The sequence below is a fragment of the Brevibacterium sp. S111 genome, from assembly GCF_004745075.1.
Classification (GTDB): domain Bacteria; phylum Actinomycetota; class Actinomycetes; order Actinomycetales; family Brevibacteriaceae; genus Brevibacterium.
Map to the genome: position 1 here is coordinate 87,094 of NZ_RHFH01000009.1, position 22,299 is coordinate 109,392.

Here is a 22,299-nt window from a genome sequence, read left to right on the forward strand (position 1 = left end):
CCTCGCCGAGGCGGCCGGCCCTCTTTCGGTGGGCCGCCTCGGCGAGGTGGGATCGGGAATGTCGCGGACGGCGGGGTCCGCGCGAATCAGTGCTTGGGTTCCTCCAGCTCCTCGACATCGTTCGGCGAGACCGGGATCGCCGGGATCGAGTCCGTGATCGGCGGGTGCGGCGGCGTGACGACCGACTGGTAGGAGTGCTCGTGCGAATAGGCGAGGAACGACAGGTGCGTCTCGTAGCGGTCGAGGACGTCGTCGATGATCTGCTGAGAGCTCAGCCCCATGAGGTCGTAGCCCTCGGAACCGGTCTGGGTGAAGACCTCGATGCGATAGTAGCGGTCGTCTCCGCGGGGTGCGTTGCGGGCACCGAACGAGGGCACATTCGCCTCGACGGCGGCCGCCTCGTAGCGGAAGTCGCGCTGTTCGCCCATATCGACGTTGAGCGTATTCGAGGTGATCGCCGTGTCTTCGTCCATGACCTGAAGGTGTTCGACGGAGTAGCCGAGTTCACGGAATTCCGCGGACACGGCTTCCAGGCACGGTCCGACCACCTCGGCGGCGAAGCGCTCGACGGAGGCCTTCGACGGATAGGACCGCAGGGTCGCGAGACGCTGGCGCCAGGTCTTCTCCGGGGCCCGACCGCCGTGAGCCGCAGTCGTGCGGCGCCGACGAGTCCGGCCCTCACGTTCGGCGCGCTCCATGCGCAGCACCTTCGAGAAGGATGCCATGACGAGGTAGGCGATGACCGTGACCGGCAGAGCGAAGATCAGCGTCGCATACTCCATCGTGGTCACACCGCCGGCGACGAGCATGGCGATGGTGAGCACCGCGGTGACGAGGGCCCAGAAGATGCGCAGCCATTTCTGGCCGTCCTCTTCCGGGTTGGGGATCGAGGAGGAGAAGTTCGACATCACCATGGCACCGGAGTTCGCACTCGTGAGGTAGAAGAGCAGCCCCGAGAGTGTGGCCAGTCCGATGAGGAATGTCGCTCCCGGGAACATCTCGAGCAGGTCGTACCAGCCCTGTTCCGGTGAGGCGATGGCCGTCTTCGCGAACTCGCCGTTGCCGGAGAAGACCTCGGACAGGGCCGAGTTGCCGAAGATCGAGACGATGATGAAATCGCAGAGGACCGGTGCGGTGATCGCGGCGATGACGAACTCACGCAGAGTGCGTCCGCGGGAGATGCGGGCGAGGAAGAGCCCGACGAAGGGGCCCCAGGCCAGCCAGAACGCCCAGAAGAACAGGGTCCATCCGCCCATCCATTCGGAGCCGCCGTCGACATAGGCGAACGTCGACAGTGTGCGTTCGGGCAGGGTGAAGATGAACCGGCCGACATTCTCGACCATGGCGTTGAGGAGGAACGCGGTCTTTCCCGTGACGAGGATGTAGAGCATCATCGCCGCGCACGACCAGAGGTTGAGTTCGGAGACCAGGCGGATGCCCTTGTCCACGCCCGAAGTGCAGGCGGCGACGGTCATGACCACGGCCACGATGACCAATGCGATCTGCAGTGCGAGTCCCTGCTCGAAGCCGAAGAGAGTGGCGAAGCCGACGTTGAGCAGGACGACGCCGATGCCCATCGAGGTGGCCACACCGAAGACGGTGCCGACGAGGGCGAAGATGTCGATGACGTCACCGGTGGTTCCGCGCACGCGCTTGCCCAGCAGGGGGTAGAGGACGGCGCGGATCGACAGCGGCATTCCCCAGCGGTAGGCGAAGTAGCCCATGGCCATGCCGAGCAGCGAGTACATCGACCAGCCGGCGATGCCGTAGTGGAACATCGTCCACACCACGGCGTCCTGGGCGGCCGCGGCCGACTCCGGGCTCGCATTGACGGGTTCGAGGTATTGGGTGATCGGCCCGGTCACCGAGTAGAAGAGCATATCGATGCCCACACCGGCGGCGAAGAGCATGGCGACCCAGGTGAAGAGGTTGTACTGGGGGCGGGAGTGGTCGGGCCCCAAACGGACCGAACCCTCCTTGGACAGAGCGACCCAGAGGACGAAGGCGATGACGACGGTGACGGTGACGACGTAGAACCAGCCGAGGTTCTCGGCGATCCAGTCGACGGTGGTCTTCATCGTCGACTGGGCTGAGTCCGGCATCATCATCGCCCACACGGAGAAGGCGAGGATGATGAGCGAGGCGACGATGAAGACTCGCCAGTTGACGCGGGAACCGCGTTCGTCGGAGAGCTCCTCGGGGCCCCTGCTCATCTCTGTGCTGTCGATCGGTGCACGCTTGGCCGGGTCGACGCCCCGGCCGGTTCGCGTCGTTCGATCGGTGCCGCCGAACCGTTCTCGTTCGACGATCGGGCGCTTCAACTTCTCTTCGTTCGGATCGTGCACGCATCAGCCTCCGGTAGGAAACGTGGTCTGGCCCGAAAGCGAGCCTGCGCCAGTCTACTGATGGAGGAATTTCTGCCGACCATCACACCCCGTCCGTTCAGGAAACAGGGCGAGTTGTCAGGGGGCCGCGGGGACGGTCGGGGATCAGGCCCGGGATCGGGCAGCCGCCTCGGTGATGGTGTCGACGAATTCGTGCGCCTCGGCCGGGGCGGTCTCCTCGAGCCGCATCGACGATCCGACGTGCAGTTCCACGGTCACGGTCGCACGGTCGCGGAATTCCTCGGCGCGGGCGTGCCCGACCTGCCAGAGTGCAGTTTGGGAGAGCTGGGCGACGTGTCCGGCAGCATCGGTGCGCACCCGCATCAGTCGCCGGTCGGTGAGGATGAGGACGTCAGTGTCGAAGGGCGGGAGGCTGTAGAGCCGCGCGAATTCGATCTCGCCGGGCCGGAACAGCCCGATCGGGACATCCGGTGCGAGGTTCGGCCGATCGGCGGGGCTGCGTCGTGGAGAGCGCGGTGCCGGTCGATCAGCAGCAGAGCGGTGTGCACTCGAGGTTCGGCGGGCTTCTGCCCGCTTGCTGAGCGCGAGGAACGGGGCGCGGATGAATGCGAGAAATCGGACGCCGGCGGGTGCGGCGGCGGGTGGGCCGGATCGGGTGGGGACGGCGTCGTCGGTCGGGGGCACCGGATCGGAAGGGGAGGTCATGTCTGTGATTCTGGCAGGGCCGCCTCGGCGAAGGAGCGGTCAGCAGGTAATTGTTTCGCAACATCCGTGTCGGTTTGTCCATGGGATACTGGACGTATGCGTGCAGGTGAAGTCTCCGAGGTCAGTCAGGACTACCTCAAGGCCATCTGGTCGGCCCAGGAATGGGGCGGGGACCCGATGACGGCCACGGAGCTTGCGAACCGTTTCGGAACGACGAAGGCCAATGTCACCGAGGTGCTCAAACGCCTCGACGAACTCGACCTCATCACCCGAGTGCCCTACCGTCCGCCGGTGCTCACCGAACGGGGCAGAACGATCGCCCTGTCGATGGTGCGCCGGCACCGGCTCATCGAGACGTTCCTCGTCGAGTCGCTCGGCTACGGCTGGGACGAAGTCCACGACGAAGCCGAGATCCTCGAACATGCCGCCTCCGACCGGCTCATCGACCGCATCGACGCGTTCCTCGGCCACCCGACATCCGATCCGCACGGCGATCCCATCCCGGGCGCCGATGGCGCCGTCGATTCCCATACTCCGACCCTCCTCGCCGAGGCGGCCGCCGGGTCCTATGCGGTGCTGAGAGTCTCCGACGCCGATCCGCAGATCCTGGGCAAGCTCGCCGAGGCGGGAGTGCTTCCCGACGTCGCACTCGACGTCGTCGACCCCACCGATGATGAGGTGACCGTGGATATCGGAGGGAAGCGGGTGGCGATCGCTTCCGCGCTTGCCGTGGCCGTGTATCTGCGCACGACTGGTTGAGTCGAAGCCGGATTTCCCGACTGATTCCGTTGATAACATCTGTTGTATGGGAAAGAGTTTCGGTCACGGGAATGACCCCGACCTCGACATCGTTCGCTCGGCTGATGCCTCCGGCTCTGATCTGCAGAGGATAGCGGCGACCCGGCCGGACCTGCTCGCTGACATCGCTGCCCATCCGAATGCCTATCCGGATCTGCTCGACTGGCTTGCGACTCATCAGGATCCGGCCGTCCAGGAAGCGCTCACGCGACGAGGCTGGACCTCGGGCCGGCAGCAGGACCCGGCACCTCACCCCACCTACCACCAGGGATCTGCTGCACCGGTGGGGAACTCACCTTCGCCGCAGCCGGGGAGTCGCAGCAAACGGAAATGGATGCTGGGAATCGGCGCGGGGCTTGTCCTCGTCCTCGCTGTGACGGGCGGATTCTTCGGCGCGCGATTCTTTGCTGGCTCCGACTTCGACAAAGCGCCCAATCAGAAGGCGGCCGTCGACCTCGCCGATGTCGGACGCAATGCGCAGCTGACTCGGCTGCAAGCAGACGATGACGCAGATGCTGACCAGCAGCTCGTCAACGTCGTCGGCCCTCGACAGTCAGTGATCATGGCTCTCCACGAAGAGACTCTGCAGCCGACGTGGATGGCGCCGGTTCCGCACACCGATGTGAAGGAGCCAGAAGTCGAGGACGTCATCGAAGACGGTGAGGCGGCCGAGGGCGATTCTGCCGATGACGAATCGAGGAGTTCCGGTCCGAAGCTTGAGGGCACTCCAGTGGACTGCCAGTGGTCGGCAGACTCCCTGACCTGCGGGGACCGCACAATTCGGCTGAAAGACGGAGAAGTCACCCTCACCCCAGGTGACGACGCGAAGGACTCGAAGTCAGACGGATCGACAGGCGGATCGTCAGGAGGCACGGAGGACGGCGGCACAGACCCCGCCGAGGTGGAAGACCCGGCTTCGGAGGCCGTGCCGATCACCGTCAATGACGACGGAAGCCTCAGCTCACCGTCTGGCGGCAAGTATTCCGACGTCAGCGTCGATACCGAGGCGACAGTGCGGAAGGTCGGCGCCGGCGAAGACGGACCGTGGGTGGTCTCGGACGGTCAGGTGGTCGTCGCAGTCGATGCCGACTCGGTGCTGTGGAAATCCGAACTGGGCGAGGAGGCGGCGACGGCATCTGGCCTCGGCGAGCCTCGCCTGCGACCTAACTGGACGATTGAGGACGAAGTGCTCGTCATCGCCGACGACGCCGGTGTGCACGGTCTCGCCGTTGACTCGGGTCAGGAACTGTGGCGCGTCGACGTCGAACTCGACAGCTTCACTGTCTCCGGTGACCGTCTGATGGTCATGTCCGAGGGTGTTCTCGAGGTCTTCGACTTCACCGATTCGAGCGACGTCGACACCGTCAAGGCCGACCCGGGTTTTGACGGCGGCTCCGATGGCGGCGCGATTGCGAAGTTCCCCGGCCGAGACGCATTCCTGAACCGGAAGCTGTCGGCGCCGCCGGCCTGCGCGGAATTCGGTCTCGCCTATGACGACTATTATCTTGGCGACGGCCCACTGGATCCGAAGCCCGAGCACGAGGTGGAATTCACTGACGGTGAGGCCAGCGGCGACGACGGCCGCTATTCCGGTATCTCCATGGAGAAGTTCACGACGTCTCGCATGGGTGACAAGGCCGTGACCGCCGTCGAATTCAGCTGCAACGGCGGCGGCTCCTATATCTACCCGTCGATCGGGATCTACGATCAGGATCTCAATCTGCTCGACTCCATCGAGCTCTGGGACGACGTCGACGATCGCGGCAACTCGGCCGATATCTCCGGATATATGCCCAAGCCGTACTTCAATGCGGTCAGCCCGCTGGGGCAGTATCTGGGGATCAGCGTCGGCGGCATCGGCGTCTACGGTGACGATGGATGCACCGCATGCCAGAAGTCCGCGAACGCCGATGTCCTCTACCGCTGGGACGGGAAGTCCTTCGCCCATCAGGACACCGTCTACCACGTGCCTTCCGGTGACATTCGTACGCCGGCTGTGGAACAGGTGCAGAAGTTCGCCGAGGCGGTCGCCGCCGGAGACGACGCAGAAGCGAAACGTTCGGCGACCCCCGAAATGATGTCATCACTCGATGACATCCTCGGTGATGGTCAGACGTCGAACCCGCCGACCGTCCGATCCGAGCATTTCCCCAAAGGTGTGAAGGTCGACCATTGCGAGCTCATCCAGCCGTATGAAGAGGGTGAATTCAGTGGTGGCGAGTACTTTTTCACCAACGGCAAGTCGATGTCGTATCTGTCGGCTCGGGATGAGATCCGGCCAGGTGACACAGTCTGCGGCGTGACAACGCCGGGGACGGGAAGCGACGATCAGTATTACTTCTACCTGCTCCTAAGAGGGACCCCGGATGGCAGCGTCACCGTCTACGAGGCGGGCCGGCAGTTCGGCTGAGCCGACAGGCCGTGCCGGTTGGGTTGGGCGAGGTCGGGAGATTTCGCCTCAGTCGCTGGTACGTGGGCGCGGAAACTTCGGTTCGGCGCGCAGCAGAGTCAGGGCCGTGGCCGTTCGGGCATCGAACCCGTCGGTGAGGAAGAGCTTCGGCCAGTCGCACCACAGCTCGGATTCATACGGGGTGCCGGGCACGTAGGTCTTGAACGTCGCCTGGCGGTGTCCCGGATGGGATCGGAATGACGCTTTCGGGATGGTGCGCAGGCTTTCGTGGAGTGCTTGATAGAGCACCGGGTTGAAGCCGTCGGCGCGAGCGGAGTCAGCGGTGCGCACCCAACCGGGCCCGGCGACCGGGATTCCGCGATCGATCGCTGAGTTCATCTGAGCCTTGATGCCGGCGCGCTGCGGGTCGGGGGAGTGGCGGAGGAGGACCTTCGACCAATGCAGTGCCTCGGCGGGGTCGAAGCCCGGCCACTGTTCGGCGGCCCTGCGGCGTTTGTCGGAGTCGTTGAAGTCTGCGGACATGGCGAACCGTCCTTCTCGGGCGTATGGGCCCGGATCGAAGCTTGCCCGAGCGGTCGGCGCGGGCCCGTTCTTCCCCTGGGGCACCCGGTCGATGACGGGTTGCCGTGTGGCCGGCCAGGTACCGAAGGCCACAACTCGCGAACGTGATTTCAGTGTAGTCGGAGGGCGGGGTGACACAGGTCAGCGGAGGCTGAGCCCGATCTGCGGCTGTGCAGGGTCTCCTCCGCTCTTACTGGCCGAAGAGCCACCGAGAGAGCTCGCCGTTGGACGATATCGTCACCAGCCAGGGAAATCCGATGATGATTGCGACGAAGAGCACGGTCGACCCGATCGACGACCAGGCGGAGCGGGCATTGAGCGCTTCGAACTTCGACGCCCGAACGATGACTCTGTGTTTTGTCGTCGCTCCGTGCTGAAAACCGAGATACGAGCTCCACGCGAAAGCCGTCGATACTGCTGACCATGCCCAAATCAGCGCGAAGATCATGGCAACGAGTGCAAAGACGCCGACCAGCGCCAACTGTGCGTCTGAGAAGAACATCTTGAAGGCAGGGACAACCGTCCTCGAACCGACCCAAGGTGCGGCGCCCTCGCTGAGTGCTGCCGGTTCCGTCAGGGATTCCAACTGAGTTCTCACATCGGCCATAGAGTATCCGCCCCATGTTCTGCCCACCGTCAACCACGATGCTGTAAGCAGAAGCACGATGGCACTGAGGATCCGTATGCATGCAGCCAGCGACTGGACCGCGAACAGCTCGGCTTTGTACGTACGGAAGATGAGGGCGATGAGAATCACTGTCAAGGCGATACTGACTCCAACAGCGAATCCGACGGCCACTTCGTACCCACGGCTGTAGACCGCTATGAGAGTGATCATGACGAGACCGATCAGCACGGCCCGCACACGTTCGTCTGGAGCGGACTGTGTCGTACCGGTCGACTTCGCCGATGACTCGATGTTCTGATGAATCGTCTGGTGGGTCGTCATGACTACATTGTTCTGAGTCGGGTTGATCGGGCCAGTGCTGTTGGGGGCGTAGACCTGCTGACCATTTTTGTTCTGCACCGACGTGCGGCTGCCTCCCGTCCATAGCGAAGGGCGGGTCCCGATCGGGATGGCCGCGACGATGAGGGCGCCGAGAACTGCTGAAATGGTGCTGATGGCGATGTCCGACAATGCGGTGAGCATATCGATCCCTTTCTTGTGCATGGCCGGCGACCTCGGCCGGCGGCCATTTTGATTAGTCAGTGATCAGTCGGTCGTCAGACTCCACTTGCCATCGGCATTGACGGTGAGGAGCGATGGACCTGCCGACAGGGGGACAGTGCCTTCGTACGCGCCGATCTCGTTGATGAGCAGCCCCATGGAGAATTCGTCGGTGTCTTCATAGACGACGAAGTTCGAGTCGCCGTTATAGGTGGCTGTCAGCTGAGTCGGCGGCCCGGTGTAGAGGAATGCGGCGTCTCCTGTGCCGGTCGGTTCGAGTTCGGGCGCTGCGGAGATCGGTTCGATCGTGATGTTCCAATTGCCGTCGGAAGTGACCTTGAGAGAGGAGGCCTCTCCGAAGGAGTTGATTCCATAGGCCGTTGCGCCTTCGTAGGTACCGATTTCATTGACCAGGAGGTCTCCGGTCGACTGATTCGAGTCGTCGAGGACATCGATGACGAAGTTGCCGCTGCCCGTATTGTTCGCAGTGACGAGCCCCGCGGTCGCGCCGGAAGGAAGCGTGATGATCGAGTCGCCAGTTCCGTCTTCGCTGACGGTGCTGAATGCTCCGTACTTCTCGTCTGCCCATGAGGCGTCGACCTCGTCTGCCGTGGGGTCCTCGACCGCCGGCTCTGCGGTTTCAGGCGCCTCTTGCGCAAGTGCCTCCTGCGCCGGCGTGTCCTTATCGGGCGACGTCTCCTCGGACTGCTGGTCTTCCGCGACGGCCGGTCCGGAGACGTCTTCGGTGCCGCTGGTGCCGGCAATGCTGCTCCCGATGATGCCGACTGCAACGAAGCCGGCAGTGACCGCGAACGCCACAGTGCGATGCTGCCGGTATCCCGACAGTGGTCTCTTGGACTTGTCAGTCGCCTTGCCGGCGAGGACGACGATGACGTCGACCAGCCACCAGATGCCGAATCCGGCGAGCGTCATCAGTTTGAGAATGCCGGTGCCGACCTTGCCGAGGTAGAAGCGGTCGACTCCGAAGAAGCCGAGGAACCACGCAAAGAGCCAGGTCAGGACGAAGCTTTTGTCTGATTCCGGCGGCAGGTTGTTGTACGAAGTGGCGAATCGGGTGGTCTGTTCGTGCGGGTTGTGGGACATGATTCTCCTTGGGTGTGTATAGCGGTGTGATGTGAATGGCGGTGATGGGCGGTTGGGGCGCCTCGGCTGGCTGTGCGCGATGCGCCGATCGGTGAGCGGCGTGCAGGCCACCGACCGGCGGCGGGCAGCGAGCAGTCAGGTGGACTGTTCGCGAAGGGTCACGAATCCGGGACGTACTCGAAGATCGCACCGAGTCCGTCATCGGGGTGGTAGTTCCACGACAGGGAGAACGAGTCCCATTCCGCGGTCTGTGTTCCGTCGAGCGCCCGTGTCTGCCCCATCCGGGAGCTCACTGAGTCTGGCATGCCCAGTGCGTCGCCGAGGCAGTACACGTCGGCGAGATCCGGGCCGAAGTACATCCCGGCACCGTCGAAGTCGACGCTCAGCCTGTCTGCGCTGAGTGTCGCTCCGTCAACCGAGTCGAGCGAGCATGTCTCGTAGCCGTCGGCCATGAGCTCTGCCTGAGCTGCCTGCGCGTCGGCCTCGGCAAGCGAACTGATCCCGACGATTCCCCCGACCGTTCCGACTCCGAGGAGCAGCCCGATCACCAGACCGCCGAGCCCGAACCAGATGTGCTTGGTGGACCGCTGCGGTGTCAGGGGCACCGGGGAGGATGGGGCGCTGTAGGGCTGTTGGTGTTGATGTCCGCCGTCATGGTGCGGAGGCGGATGTGGGAACGAGTTCATTCGGGGCCGTCCTATCGCTGGTCGGGGTGCATCGACCAGCATGGTTCGGCCGGTCGTTGAGAACTCAGTCCACGACATACGCATAGAAGTGAGCAACAAATACACCGTTAAGCGGGCTTAACAGTGAATGCGTGTAAGAACTTGTGCAGGCTCGCCTAGGATCGGGGCACAACGGAAAACGCGAGTGCAATGGGAGGCGCAGTGAGCGACGCAATGATGTCGATGCAGGACATTGCCGACTTGGCAGGTGTCTCCCGGCCGGCAGTGTCCCAATGGCGCAGACGCACCACGGTCAGAGGTCGCGAAATCCCCTTCCCGGAGGGGACCGAAGGCCCGGACGGGCGTGAACTCTTCCATGCCGAGGCTGTCGTCGAATGGCTGCGGCGCACGGGCCGCGGCAACAATGCGGAGTTCGTCGAAGATGCTCCGGCCGCCGGCATTCCCACTGGGGTGTCGATCGACCACGCGCTGGTTCTTCTGTGTCTGAGGGACAATGCCGAGGACGATCTCAGCAACCTCGGTGAGTCGATGCTCGTCGAGATCGCCGCCTCCCTCGATCCTGCTGATCGATTTCTCCTCAGCGAGGTCATCGACACCGAGTTCGCCGCTGCCACGCTGGACTACGTCGACGACCTCTATGCCGCGTCGTTCGGTGCCGCCGATGCCCTGGACCGGTTGGAAACGGGGCGATTGAGCCGGAGCCAGGAACGACGAGGTTTCGATCCCGGACTCGTGGATGTCATCGCCTCCGTCGTCGAGGGAGTCGTCGCTGACGGCGAGTCTGCCTCCGATGAGCTGGGATCCTCGGCGACGGGGGAGCTCGTCCTCGAGTGCGAGGACGTTGACCTCCTCGCCGTGGCGGAGACGGTGGAGGGTTTGGCCTCGCATGTGACCACCGACTCTCCCCACATCCGTGACCTGCGAAGGAGGGCGCTTCTGCGCGGGTGGCTGGCCCTCGACGCCGAACGACCGACGGTGTCAGTCGTCGCCGTCTACGGCTTGGAGAGCGCAGAGGTGCTCGAAAGACTCGATCGGGTGATTCTCGATCTCAATCCCAATGAGTACGCGATCGTCGCCGGTCCTGCCGACCTGCTCTGCGGGCGACTCGACGGCTTCGCGGAGCAGCGTCGTTCGGAATCACTGCGAAGCAGCCGTTCTGCGAACCACGGACCTCTCGTTTGTGCGCTGCGTCTGCCTCGCGGTCTGTGGAAACACGCTCCGCGACAGAGCAGCGGACTATGGCTCCTCAAAGGAGGTGCCACTCTCGCCCACCCATGGGTGGCCGATCTCAGTGAAGCCCCGGTCGACCGGTCTGATCTGTCGGCCGATGTGGCCGGAGTGCTGGCTGCCGGAACCGTGCCGAACGAGCTGCCTGCTCGCGCTTTCCGGTATGTCAGGTCGCGTGATCTTCGGTCGATCCTCGGCGGCGAGGCCGTTGTTCCGCCCGGTACCCGAGCGGTGAGCTTCGCAACCGGGCAACAGGACTTCATCGACGACGTGCGCGCCGCTTCGATCGAAACCGCCGAGGCGACCGAGGTCTTCGACATCTATGTCACCGACCGCCCCGCCTCGCTGGTGGTGGGATCGATGTCGCTCGGAACGATGATCGACAACGGAACGCTCACCCGTCACAGCGGCAGTCGGATCGACGAATCGCTGGCGGAGGACACTGGTGCGGTGCCGGTCGTCGATGCCAGGGGAGGTGGCGAAGTGTTCCGAGTTGATGCCTTCGTCGCCGAAAGCTCGCTGCGTCGCAGCATGAGAACCCGACCGGGAGACGTCGTCTTCTGCTCGAATCCGCCGACAGCGTGGGTTGATGACCGGGGCGGGGCGCTGGTGGTCTCGCCGAACAAGATCCTGCGGAGGGCCGGTGGCGCCCCGATCGGTCCGCACACCTTGGCCGCGGTCATCAACGATGCGCAGTCGAAGGAGTACGCGAACTGGCAGATTCCCCGCATTCCTGCCGACCAGGTCGACGCGGTCGAGGACGCGATGCGGAGATTGGCCGGATATCGACAACAATTGCAGGTGAAGGAACGTGCCGCGAAGACGCTGGGGCATTCGCTCTTGAGCGGTGTCGCGGCCGGGACGATGGAACTGATGGGCAGCAGCCTCGAGCCGCAGCCATCACAAGGAAGGTGACATGGCCACGAAGAAGAACGCCGTCGAACAGCCGACGACGATGAGCGAACTCAAAGCGACTCTGTGGAAGGCGGCCGACCGCCTGCGGGGCTCGCTGAGCGCGAGTCAGTACAAGGACGTGATTCTCGGTCTCGTCTTCCTCAAATACGTCTCGGACGCATTCGAGGAGGAACAGTCGGTGCTGCGGTCCGACTATGAAGAGCAAGGCATCGACGAGGAGGACATCGCCGAGCTGCTCCAGGACCCGGATACCTATGTCGGCGAGGGCATCTTCCTCGTTCCCTCTGCCGCGCGGTGGGATTTCCTGGCTGAGAATGCCAAAGGCCAGGCGCCCTCAGGGGCCGAAGCCGGCAGGACCATCGGTGCTCTCATCGATGAGGCGATGGATCAGCTGATGAAGGCCAACCCGTCCCTGCGGGGAACCTTGCCGCGCCTGTACAACAAGGACAATCTCGATCAGCGTCGTCTGGGTGAACTCGTCGATCTCTTCAGCAGCACGCGCTTCTCCCGGCAGGGAGAGTTCCGGGCACGTGACCTCATGGGGGAGGTCTATGAGTATTTCCTCGGCGAGTTCGCCCGTGCGGAGGGCAAGCGGGGCGGCGAGTTCTTCACCCCGCGACCGGTGGTGCGCACGATGGTCGAGATCCTCGAACCGTTCAAGGGGCGGGTCTACGATCCGTGCTGCGGTTCGGGCGGCATGTTCGTCCAGTCGGAGAAGTTCATCGAAGACCATAACGGCGATCCACGAGACATCGCGGTCTACGGTCAGGAATCCATCGAGGAGACCTGGCGGATGGCGAAGATGAACCTCGCCATCAACGGGATCGAGGTCCAAGGTCTCGGCGAGAAGTGGGGAGACACCTTCGCTCGCGACATCCACGCGGATATCCCGATGGACTATGTCCTGGCTAATCCGCCGTTCAACCTCAAAGTGTGGGCACGCAGCGAGGAGGACCCGCGGTGGACCTTCGGCGTCCCGCCGGAGAAGAACGCGAACTACGGTTGGATCCAGCACATCCTGTCCAAGCTCACCGACGATGGCAAGGCCGGCGTGGTCATGGCGAACGGGTCGATGTCGTCGAACACCGGCGGTGAGGGCGATATCCGTGCTCGGATCGTCGAGGCCGACCTGGTCTCGTGCATGCTCGCGCTGCCGACTCAGCTGTTCCGCTCGACCGGTATTCCTGTGTGCGTGTGGTTCTTCGCGAAGAAGAAGGGGGCCCGGGCCGGCGAAGTCCTCTTCATCGATGCGCGCGAAATGGGGCACATGATCTCCCGTGCCGAGCGTTCGCTGTCCGATGAAGACATTGCCGAGATCGCCGGTACCTATCATGCGTGGATCGGCTCTGAAACCGCCGAGGCGGCCGGACGAGAGTACGAAGACGTGCCCGGATTCTGTCGGACAGTGCCGCTGGCCGAGATCAAGGAAGCCGGATACGCGCTGACCCCGGGCCGTTATGTCGGGTCGGCGCCCGAGCCCGAGGATTTGGAGCCGATCGACGAGAAGATCGCGAGACTGAAGGGGGAACTGATCGAGGCCTTCGACGAGTCAGCCCGTCTGGAAACGGTCGTCCGCGAGCAGCTGGAGCGTCTGGGATGAGCGATATCACTGTGGCTCAACTTGTCGAAAAGAAGAAACTCCGGGTTGAAGATGGAAACCATGGGAATGATCGGCCGAGAAGTCATGAGTTTGTCGATCATGGGGTGAATTTCATTCGCGCCGCAGATATGACTTCTGGGAAAGTTGATTTCTCCAATTCTGAAAAGATTGACGCCACTGCCTTCAACAGAATCAGGAAAGGAATTGGCGAGCCAGGGGACGTGTTGGTGACTCATAAAGGGACGATCGGGAAAGTTGCGTTTGTAAGCGACGAAGCACCTGAATTTGTGTGTTCGCCTCAGACGACTTTCTGGCGTTCATTGGATCAAGACTATTTGAATCAATCATTTATTGGATATTGGTTGAAGTCCACTGAGGCGCAGCAACAATTTCGCGTTCTGGGCGGTCAGTCTGATATGGCGCCCTACGTCAGCCTCACTAGCCAACGTTCAATGACGATCACGGTTCCTGAGGTTTCGCGTCAGCGCGCGATTGCTGATGTCCTCGGCGCCCTCGACGACAAAATCGCCGCCAATGAGCGACTGTCCGGTGCGGTGCAAGATCTGTTGCAAGAACGCTTCGCATTACTGAGGCTGGATGGCTTCACGGGGGACGGCTCGTTCTTGACCGTCAGCGACCTATTCGACGTGAATCCTCGAACCTCTCAAAAACTGGCTGGTCAGGCTCCATATCTTGGCATGAAGGACCTTCCTGACTCTTCCATGACTGTGGGCTCGTGGTCCACTCGCGAAGCAAAGAGCGGTGCACGGTTCATTAACGGCGATGTGCTGCTTGCGCGCATTACTCCTTGCTTGGAGAACGGCAAAGCTGGCTACGTAGATTTCCTCGAGAATACGGAAGTCGGTGTTGGTTCGACTGAGTTCATCGTCTTCCGTGCTAGGTCGCCATTGCTTTCAGCTGTCCCGTTCTTTTTGACGAAGAGTGAGCGCTTTCGCGATTTTGCGATCAAGCACATGCAGGGGACCAGTGGTCGGCAGAGGCTTGCGGCTGCAGACGTTGCGGATTACCGGCTGGCCAAGGTGGACGACGAGAGTCTAAATCGCTTCGGAGAGCTGTCATTGAGCTTGCTTAAGCGTGTAAAGACGGCTGTGTCTGAGTCTCGGGCTCTCGCTCGCACCCGCGACGAACTTCTCCCGCTGCTGATGAACGGAAAGATCACGGTCAAGGATGCGGAGGCGGTAGTGAGCGACGCGGTCTGAGCCAGTCGAACCTGCATTCGTCTGAACAGCCGGCTTCGGAGCCGGGAGCGCCCACTTGGACAGCTACTTCGACAACTCTTTCACTGAATTGAAAAGGTGGTAAGGTTTCTGAAAAGGAGGGAGGTCGGTGAAAAGGTGCAAGACGCTGAACTGACTGCAGCCGTGCATCGCCTCCGGACGCTTGGGGTGGAGCCAGCCGATGTCGAGGTCAAGGCCTCGGTCGGAAAGCTTCCGAAGACGGTTCCGGAGACCTTGAGCGCTTTTGCCAACGGTCAGGGCGGAACTGTCTTACTCGGCATCGACGAATCGGCCGACTTCACCGCAGCTGACGGCTTCGACGCCGCTGCGATACGTGATGCTCTCGCCGGTGCGTGCGCTGACAAACTGACACCTCCGATTCGAGATGAAGTCGAAGTCCTCGAATTCGAGGGCTCCGCCATTGTCCGCATTGTTGTTTCCGAAGCACTGCCCAAGGACAAACCCTGCCACCTCACAGACCGTGGCGCGCACCAGGGCTCTTTCATCCGCAGCGGGGACGGTGATCGGAAGCTGACCGGCTATGAGGTCACCCAGCTGCTCACGAATACGATTCAGCAGACTCACGACCGCGAACAAGTCGCGGAGGCAAGCAGAGAGCACCTTGATGACGAGCTCTGCACCGAACTCGTCAAGAGGGCCACAGAGCGCACTCCGCGCGCGTTCAAAGGCCAGAACGAGGACGAAGTGCTGACAGGACTGGGGGTTCTCACGACCGCCGGCGGAGAGACTCGCCCCACCTTGGCAGGACTGCTGACCGTCGGAAAATACCCTCAGCAGTTCTTCCCTCAGTTGTTCATCTCGTTCGTAGTCTTTCCTGGACGTGATCGAGCGAGCCTGGGGCCGTCCGGGGAACGCTTCTACGACAACCTCAGCCTGGACGGTCCGATTCCCGATCAGCTTGACGCGGCTATAGACGCAATGCGCAAACACATGAGCCGAGCCGCGATCATTCACGGAATCGGACGCGAAGACCGCTATGACTACCCGATCGAAGCTCTGCGTGAGGTCTTCGCCAATGCCCTGCTTCATCGCGACTACAGTCCGGAATCCCGGGGGACCCAGATTCAGATCGAACTGTTCCCGGATCGACTGGAAGTGCGGAGTCCCGGAGGACTGTACGGGGAAGTGGCGGCAGAATCGCTGGGCACTGACGAAGGTGGCTCGACCTCCCGAAATGCCACTTTGGCGAAGCTCCTCTCCGATATGCCTGTGATCGGGGAGAAGGAGACCATCGTTGAAAACCGCGGAACCGGTCTGGTCAGAGTGACAGCGGCACTCAGAGCGGTCGGAATGTCTCCGCCCGAGTTCGACGTTTCACCAGGACACCTCACAGTGACGATGCAGAGGACGGCACTGTTGTCGACACAGACAATGGACCGGATCAACCGACTGGGTCTTGCCGGGCTGTCGGACACTCATCATCTGGCGATCGCGATGATGATCAATGCCGGACGAACAAACGTCGCCATGCTCAAAGGCTGGAGCGTGCCCGGTGACGAAGCCCGAGCCGTCCTCAAAGACCTTGTTGATCGACGAATAGCCGAAATCAAGGGCGGCAGACGATACGCCAGCTACCACCTTGTGCCCGGCGAACCGACGATGGCTGCTGCGATACCTTCACAAATGCAGTCTCGTCAGCCCGGGATCGATGGGCAACTCGATGCCGTGGTTCAGGCTCTTGGTGCAGGCCATGCGCTGACAAGTGAGATCGCATCGCAATTGGGCTTGAGTCACACCACTGTGTGGCGTCGGCTGAGAACCCTGATGGAACGAGGGATCGTCGAACGGGTCGGCACGCAGTCGAGTTCCAAACAGAGTTATCGCCTCATCGCCAGAAACGAGGAAGTATGATCCCCGAATCCGAATGGGAGACCTTTCACATCGACCGCCTCGTCGAGAACGGGTGGGAGCACGTACCGGGCCCGGAGGTCATACCCGGGCAGACCGATGGGCGGACGGAATGGGACGGCCTCGTCCTCAAGACTCGGGCAGCTCAGGCCCTGCGCACGCTCAACCCGGGCGTTCCTCCGCGGTACCTCGACGAAGCGCTGGGAGAGATCCTCGCGGCCGCCTCGGCGGATCCGATTGCGGAGAACTTCAGGTTCCACGGATACCTGACCCATGGCTATCGCGGCATCTCCTACATCGATGCCGACGGAACCGAACAGAACCCGACGATCCGCCTCTTCAGCCACCGTCCCGAGGACAACTCCTACCTGGCGATCAACCAGGTGACGATCCGCAACCGTGAGATCGAACGACGCTTCGACATCGTTCTCTACGTCAACGGGTTCCCGCTGGTGATCATGGAGATCAAACGGGCCGGCGACGCGAACACAGGCGAACGAGAGGCCTACGCGCAACTGCAGACGTACCTGCGGGAATTCCCCGACGCTTTCTCCTGCTGCGCCCTCACCGTCGTCAGCGACGGAGTGAACGCGAAATATGGGACCCCATTCACCCCCTTCAACCACTACTCACCATGGAATGTCGACGACGACGGCGCGGTGGTTGCACTCGGCCGCGACCACACGGATACGGGAGCGAGCCTCGGCAGCGAAGTGCTCATCGACGGGGTGTTCAATCAGGAGCGATTCGGACAGATCATCCGCAACTTCGTGGCCTTCGACGAAGGCGCGGACGGTCTGGCCAAACGGGTCGCCAAACCGCACCAGTACTTCGCGGTCACCAAGGCGGTCGGCACTACCGTCGAGGCGGTGCGCAGCGACGGTCGTGCGGGGGTCGTGTGGCATACGCAGGGATCGGGCAAGTCCATGGAGATGGAACTGTACGCCCATCTCGTCGCGATCCGACCCGAACTGAAGAATCCGACGATCGTCGTCGTCACGGACCGAACCGAACTCGACTCCCAGCTGTTCGAAACCTTCGACCGCTCCCAACTTCTAGCCGAAAATCCGGTCAAGATCTCCTCCCGGCGGGAACTCCGGGAGGCGCTGACCCATAAGGCCACGGGTGGGATCTATTTCAGCACGCTGCAGAAGTTCGGTCGCACCGACAGCGAACGCGCCGACGGGCTCGACCACCCGGAACTGAGCAATCGCCGGAACATCATCGTCATTGTCGATGAAGCACATCGGTCCCACTATGACGAGCTCGACGGCTTCGCCCGACACATTCGCGACGCCCTGCCCAGAGCCTCATTCATCGCATTCACCGGCACCCCGATCTCCTTCGCCGACCGCAACACCCAAGAGGTGTTCGGCGATGTCATCGACACCTATGACCTCTCCCGGGCCGTCAGCGACGGCGCCACGGTCCCGGTCGTCTACGAGCCGCGCCTGATCGAGATGGGACTGGGGCAAGAGGTCTCCGAAGACGACCTCAACACCTCGGCCGACGAGGCGACCGCGGGCCTCGACGATGTCGAACGCACCCGCGTGGAGCAGTCGGTCGCCGTGATCAACTCCGTCTACGGCAACCACGAACGGCTGCAGCTGCTGGCCGCCGATATCGTCGAGCACTGGGAACAGCGTTCGGAATCGATGCGGCCATTCATCGCCGCACCTGGCAAGGCGATGATCGTCTGCGCCACGCGTGAGATCTGCGCCCGACTCTATGAAGAGATCATCGAATTGCGCCCGGATTGGCACAGCGACGACGTCGACGCCGGCAAGATCAAGGTCGTCTACTCATCGAATTCTTCGGATTCCGGACTCATCGCGAAGCATCGCCGGAGGCAGGGGCAGAACAAGACGATTCAGAAGCGCATCAAAGACGTCGACGACGAACTCGAACTCGTCATCGTCAAGGACATGATGCTCACCGGCTTCGACGCCCCGCAGCTGCACACGCTGTACCTGGACCGGCCTCTGAAGAACGCGCTGCTCATGCAGACCCTGGCGCGAGTGAATCGCACCTATCGGGGCAAAACCGACGGACTCATGGTTGCCTATGCTCCGATCGCGAACAACCTGCGCAACGCGCTGGCCGAATACACGGCGCGTGATCAGGAAACCGAGCCGATGGGGCGCAAATTCGACGATGCGGTGCGAGTCGTTCACGAGTTCCTCGATGCTTTGGACACTTTGTGCGCCGGATACGACTGGCGGGCGAAACTCGACGGACAGCCCGGCAGTCACATCAAGGCTGCTCTAGGGTTGACGAACTATCTGCGCGATCCCGCGCATGCGAATGTGACCCTGGCACAACAGCCTCGAGGGCTCGGCGACGACGGCACCGAGAACTCTTCGGACACGGATGCAGCTGAGGACTCGGGGCTGGCCGAGAACTATCGGCGCCTGTCCGGAAGTCTGGCACGAGCATGGGCACTGGCCCGAGGTTCCGACGAACTCAAAGACAGGCGTGCGGATGCGCAGTTCTACGAAGAGGTGCGCGTGTGGATGGCGAAGTTCGACGCTCAGGAGCGGCAGGCCTCGGGACGCCCGGTATCCGAGGACGTCGAGCTGATGCTCGCGGGCCTGCTGGAGGAGTCGACCCATGCTGGGGAGATCGTTGACATCTACGAGGCCGCGGGGCTCGCGAAACCGTCGCTGCAGGACCTGACCCCGGATCTCACCCACCAAGCCCAGAAGTCTCCGACTCCCCACCTGGCCATCGAAGCACTCAGGGATGTACTCACCGACCGGGCGACGCAGCTGACGAAGAGCAACCTCGTGCGGCAGAAGGCATTTGCCGAGCGGATCCGAGAGCTGATGAACAGGTACACGAATCAGCAGCTGACCTCGGCCGAGGTGATCGCAGAGCTCGTGGAGCTCGCGCGCGAGGTGGCCGACGAAGGCAACCGTGGTCAGCAGTTCGATCCGCCTCTGGACTGGAAGGAGCTGGCCTTCTATGATGCGGTGGCGGAGAACGAATCCGCAGTGCAGAGCCAGGGCGCGGACACATTGGCGCAGATCGCCCGGGAACTCGTGGGAATCATGCAGCGTGATGTCAAGACCGACTGGACTGTGCGCGACGACGTTCGCGCCAAGCTGCGGACATCTGTGAAACTGCTGCTCATCCGGCACAAGTACCCGCCGGATCGGCGCAAAGAGGCGATCCAGCTGGTCATCGATCAGATGGAGGAGCTGGCTAAGGTGCAGGCGGCATGATCGACCCGGGGCTTGTCGGAGTCATAAGTATTTTGGTGACAACAGTAATTGCTGTGATCACGATGGTTCGGAGCGCAAGGGACAGTCGCGATCGTTCACGGCCGTATGTCACTGTCAAGTTTGTTGAAGCAATGGCTTCGAGTCGAATGTACTTTGTCGTGGAAAATTTCGGCCAGAGCGCGGCATATAACGTGACCATCGAATTCGACAGTTCCCTGAGTAGCGCTGAGCCGAATAGGAACAACTACGGTTCGTACATCCGACGGATGTATCAAGGACCGGGATTGACGTTCGGTCCAGGGGACTCTCGACGTTCCTTGTATAGGAACATGCTCGATGAGCATCGAAGGAAGGGCGAAGTGGTGGCGCCCGACCGATTGACCGGTACGATCCGCTATTTCGGTCCAGACCGACGAAAGCAGTATTGCGAATCCATCGTCCTTGACCTCACAGGACTTCGATACAGGGTTGACACGACACGAAGCGACCGTGACATCGAGCAAAGGCTGAAGAGGATCGGAGACCGGATTGGACAACTTCGCAGGCTCGAAAAGCGAGGGGTCGAAGCTCTCGAAGAACTAGCCTCGAGTTTTCATGATTAGGATCGACCGGATGGTGGACTGACAGAAGAAAAGTGCTCCTGACCAGGGATAATGGTGTTTGCGAAGACAACCAGAACCCGTTGGAAAAGGAGCACTCTCACAGTGAAGCCTACCCGCAGCTATCCTCGCTTGCACGTCGATACCGCGCTCAGCAATGCTGTCGGGCAAGCCGGCGGTATGCTGCTGACTGAAACCGTGCACACCAGCGGGCTTGGCCACTACCTGAAGCAGGCTCTGGCAGCGTGGAAGAAACCCTTCGCCATCCACGACCCCGCCAAGATCCTCACCGACATCGCCATCACCCTCGCACTCGGCGGCGACGCCCTCTCCGATAGCTCCGTCCTCCGCGACGAACCCGACCTCTACGGCCCAGTGGCATCGAACCCGACGATCACCCGCCTCATCCGCACCCTCGCCGCCGACGCCGATCGAGTACTGGCTGCTCTCAACACTGCTCGGGCGGCGGCGCGTGCCCGGGTGTGGGAACTCTCCGGGGCTCAGGCACCAAACCACGAGACAGATGCTTCGACTCCGCTGATCGTCGATATCGATGCCACCTTGGTCACCGCTCACAGTGAGAAGGAAGACGCGAAACCCACCTATAAGAAGGGATTCGGGTTCCATCTCCTGCTGGCGTTCATCGACCACGGAAGACCAGGCTGTGGCGAACCCGTTGCTGGGCTGCTGCGTCCCGGTAATGCGGGTTCGAATACCGCCGCCGACCACATCACACTGGTCAAAGAAGTTCTTGCTGGCCTGCCCGGCGGCAAACCTCGTCCGGGGAAATCGGTCCTCATCCGCACTGATACTGCTGGCGGCACCCACGCTTTCCTGAACTTCCTCACCAAGAGGCGTCTGTCGTATTCGATCGGATTCATGCTGCCGACGACGATGCCCGACCTCTACCGCCAGCTGACGAAACTGAAAGCGTGGGAGCCGGCCTACGACACCGACGGTTGTCCCCGTAAAGGGGCCGATGTTGCCGAACTCACCAGTGTCCTTGACCTCGATGATTGGCCGGACGGGATGCGAATCATCGTCCGCCGTGAACGTCCCCACCCGGGTGCCCAACTGCGATTTGACGATGTCGACGGATACCGACTGACCGCGTTCGCGACGAACACGACCGGTGGCCAGCTGGCTGATCTGGAAGTCCGTCACCGCTGCCGGGCCAGATGCGAGGACCGGATCCGGATCGCCAAAGACACCGGGCTGCAAAACTTCCCACTCAAGGGCTTCGACCAGAATCGGATCTGGTTGGCCATCGTCGCTCTCGCCGGTGATTTGCAAGCCTGGAGCGGACTGTTGGCCTTCGCCGATGAACAGATTCGCAGGTGGGAGCCGAAGAGACTGCGCATGCACATCTACACCGTGCCGGCCACGATCGCGAGGACCGCTCGCCGGGCCGTGGTGCATATGAAGAAAACTGCCCGGTTCGCTCAAGACATCGTCGCCGGCCTGAACCGACTGCGTACCTTGCCGGGACCCGAGCCGGGATAATCGTCCTGGTGTCAGTGTCCGTTCGAGTAGAGGAAACCACTGGGGGTTGGGTCCCCGCCGAACCGTGGCGAGACACGGTGGTCGCGTCATACCCGAATGGCACAACCGGAACCGAATGCGCTCCATAGCGCGAGAATCATGGGCGCGAGCCACACCATGAAAAATCGAGGCTAGTGGAGAGAACTCATGAAAGACCAGACCACAGATTCTTGATCGCCGAAGACGGTGAGAGAGCTGACAACCATACTCCTTAGCCGACGTAGGCAGAATACTGGCTAGGTCCAAGGAGACCGGGAACCTGAACTACGAGGGCGTTCTCCCAGTCGCAGGATCCGGCCCCGTCGAGT

15 protein-coding genes and 1 riboswitch are annotated in these 22,299 nt (G+C 62.2%); of the genes, 8 read left to right on the forward strand and 7 right to left on the reverse strand.

Translation table 11 applies throughout. The features are described from left to right. Positions 1–86: 86 nt before the first annotated feature. Both betT and EB836_RS11790 read right to left on the reverse strand, forming a co-directional pair. Positions 87–2,345 (reverse strand): choline BCCT transporter BetT, encoded by a 2,259-nt coding sequence (gene betT / locus EB836_RS11785; RefSeq protein ID WP_135540618.1) that lies wholly within the window; start codon positions 2,343–2,345, stop codon positions 87–89. A 144-nt stretch (positions 2,346–2,489) separates the two neighbouring features. Next, a complete protein-coding gene (locus tag EB836_RS11790; protein ID WP_135540620.1) occupies positions 2,490–3,050 on the reverse strand; it encodes a hypothetical protein in 561 nt (186 codons plus the stop codon). A gap of 96 nt (positions 3,051–3,146) precedes the next feature. Between EB836_RS11790 and EB836_RS11795 the strand changes: the two genes are divergently transcribed. Then, entirely contained in the window at positions 3,147–3,809 is a 663-nt protein-coding gene (locus EB836_RS11795) for a metal-dependent transcriptional regulator (RefSeq protein WP_135540622.1), read from the forward strand. 46 nt (positions 3,810–3,855) lie between these two features. After that, positions 3,856–6,258 (forward strand): hypothetical protein, encoded by a 2,403-nt coding sequence (locus EB836_RS11800; RefSeq protein ID WP_135540624.1) that lies wholly within the window; start codon positions 3,856–3,858, stop codon positions 6,256–6,258. 48 nt (positions 6,259–6,306) lie between these two features. Here EB836_RS11800 and EB836_RS11805 read toward each other — a convergent pair whose 3' ends face one another. The 4 genes from EB836_RS11805 to EB836_RS11820 all read right to left on the reverse strand — a co-directional run bounded on the left by EB836_RS11805 (position 6,307) and on the right by EB836_RS11820 (position 9,777). Further along, positions 6,307–6,780 (reverse strand): hypothetical protein, encoded by a 474-nt coding sequence (locus tag EB836_RS11805; protein ID WP_135540626.1) that lies wholly within the window; start codon positions 6,778–6,780, stop codon positions 6,307–6,309. Positions 6,781–6,812: 32 nt separating this feature from the next. Continuing rightward, positions 6,813–6,923, reverse strand: a riboswitch (SAM riboswitch). An 86-nt stretch (positions 6,924–7,009) separates the two neighbouring features. Continuing rightward, on the reverse strand, positions 7,010–7,990 hold the full coding sequence (locus tag EB836_RS11810; protein WP_135540627.1) for a hypothetical protein: 981 nt from the start codon (positions 7,988–7,990) through the stop codon (positions 7,010–7,012). A gap of 42 nt (positions 7,991–8,032) precedes the next feature. Beyond that, on the reverse strand, positions 8,033–9,091 hold the full coding sequence (locus EB836_RS11815; protein WP_135540629.1) for a TM2 domain-containing protein: 1,059 nt from the start codon (positions 9,089–9,091) through the stop codon (positions 8,033–8,035). Positions 9,092–9,249: 158 nt separating this feature from the next. Then, positions 9,250–9,777 carry a hypothetical protein gene (locus EB836_RS11820; protein WP_135540631.1) on the reverse strand — a complete coding sequence of 176 codons (528 nt, stop codon included), beginning with the start codon at positions 9,775–9,777 and terminating at the stop codon, positions 9,250–9,252. Positions 9,778–9,978: 201 nt separating this feature from the next. Between EB836_RS11820 and EB836_RS11825 the strand changes: the two genes are divergently transcribed. Genes EB836_RS11825 through EB836_RS11835 form a run of 3 tightly spaced genes read left to right on the forward strand, consistent with a single transcriptional unit; the run spans position 9,979 to position 14,739 of the window. Further along, positions 9,979–11,919: a helix-turn-helix domain-containing protein gene (locus EB836_RS11825; protein ID WP_135540633.1), complete on the forward strand. Its 1,941-nt coding sequence runs from the start codon at positions 9,979–9,981 to the stop codon at positions 11,917–11,919. A gap of 1 nt (position 11,920) precedes the next feature. Then, positions 11,921–13,519, forward strand: coding sequence for a class I SAM-dependent DNA methyltransferase (locus EB836_RS11830; protein ID WP_135540635.1), 1,599 nt, complete (start codon positions 11,921–11,923; stop codon positions 13,517–13,519). Continuing rightward, on the forward strand, positions 13,516–14,739 hold the full coding sequence (locus EB836_RS11835; protein ID WP_135540637.1) for a restriction endonuclease subunit S: 1,224 nt from the start codon (positions 13,516–13,518) through the stop codon (positions 14,737–14,739). The genes EB836_RS11830 and EB836_RS11835 overlap by 4 nt, the downstream gene beginning before the upstream one ends. A gap of 288 nt (positions 14,740–15,027) precedes the next feature. On the opposite strand, the gene EB836_RS18495 is transcribed toward EB836_RS11835, so the two are convergent. After that, positions 15,028–15,354 carry a hypothetical protein gene (locus EB836_RS18495; protein WP_240689919.1) on the reverse strand — a complete coding sequence of 109 codons (327 nt, stop codon included), beginning with the start codon at positions 15,352–15,354 and terminating at the stop codon, positions 15,028–15,030. Between the two features lie 162 nt (positions 15,355–15,516). Here EB836_RS18495 and EB836_RS11840 point away from each other — a divergent pair, with 162 nt between their 5' ends. The 3 genes from EB836_RS11840 to EB836_RS11850 all read left to right on the forward strand — a co-directional run bounded on the left by EB836_RS11840 (position 15,517) and on the right by EB836_RS11850 (position 21,952). Further along, the gene (locus EB836_RS11840) at positions 15,517–16,629 is read left to right on the forward strand and encodes an ATP-binding protein (RefSeq protein ID WP_240689921.1); all 1,113 of its coding nucleotides are present in this window, start codon (positions 15,517–15,519) and stop codon (positions 16,627–16,629) included. Then, positions 16,626–19,850, forward strand: coding sequence for a type I restriction endonuclease subunit R (locus tag EB836_RS11845; protein ID WP_135540639.1), 3,225 nt, complete (start codon positions 16,626–16,628; stop codon positions 19,848–19,850). The genes EB836_RS11840 and EB836_RS11845 overlap by 4 nt, the downstream gene beginning before the upstream one ends. 704 nt (positions 19,851–20,554) lie before the next feature. Then, positions 20,555–21,952, forward strand: a complete 1,398-nt coding sequence (locus EB836_RS11850) for an IS1380 family transposase (protein WP_135540640.1) — start codon at positions 20,555–20,557, stop codon at positions 21,950–21,952. Positions 21,953–22,299: the final 347 nt, after the last annotated feature.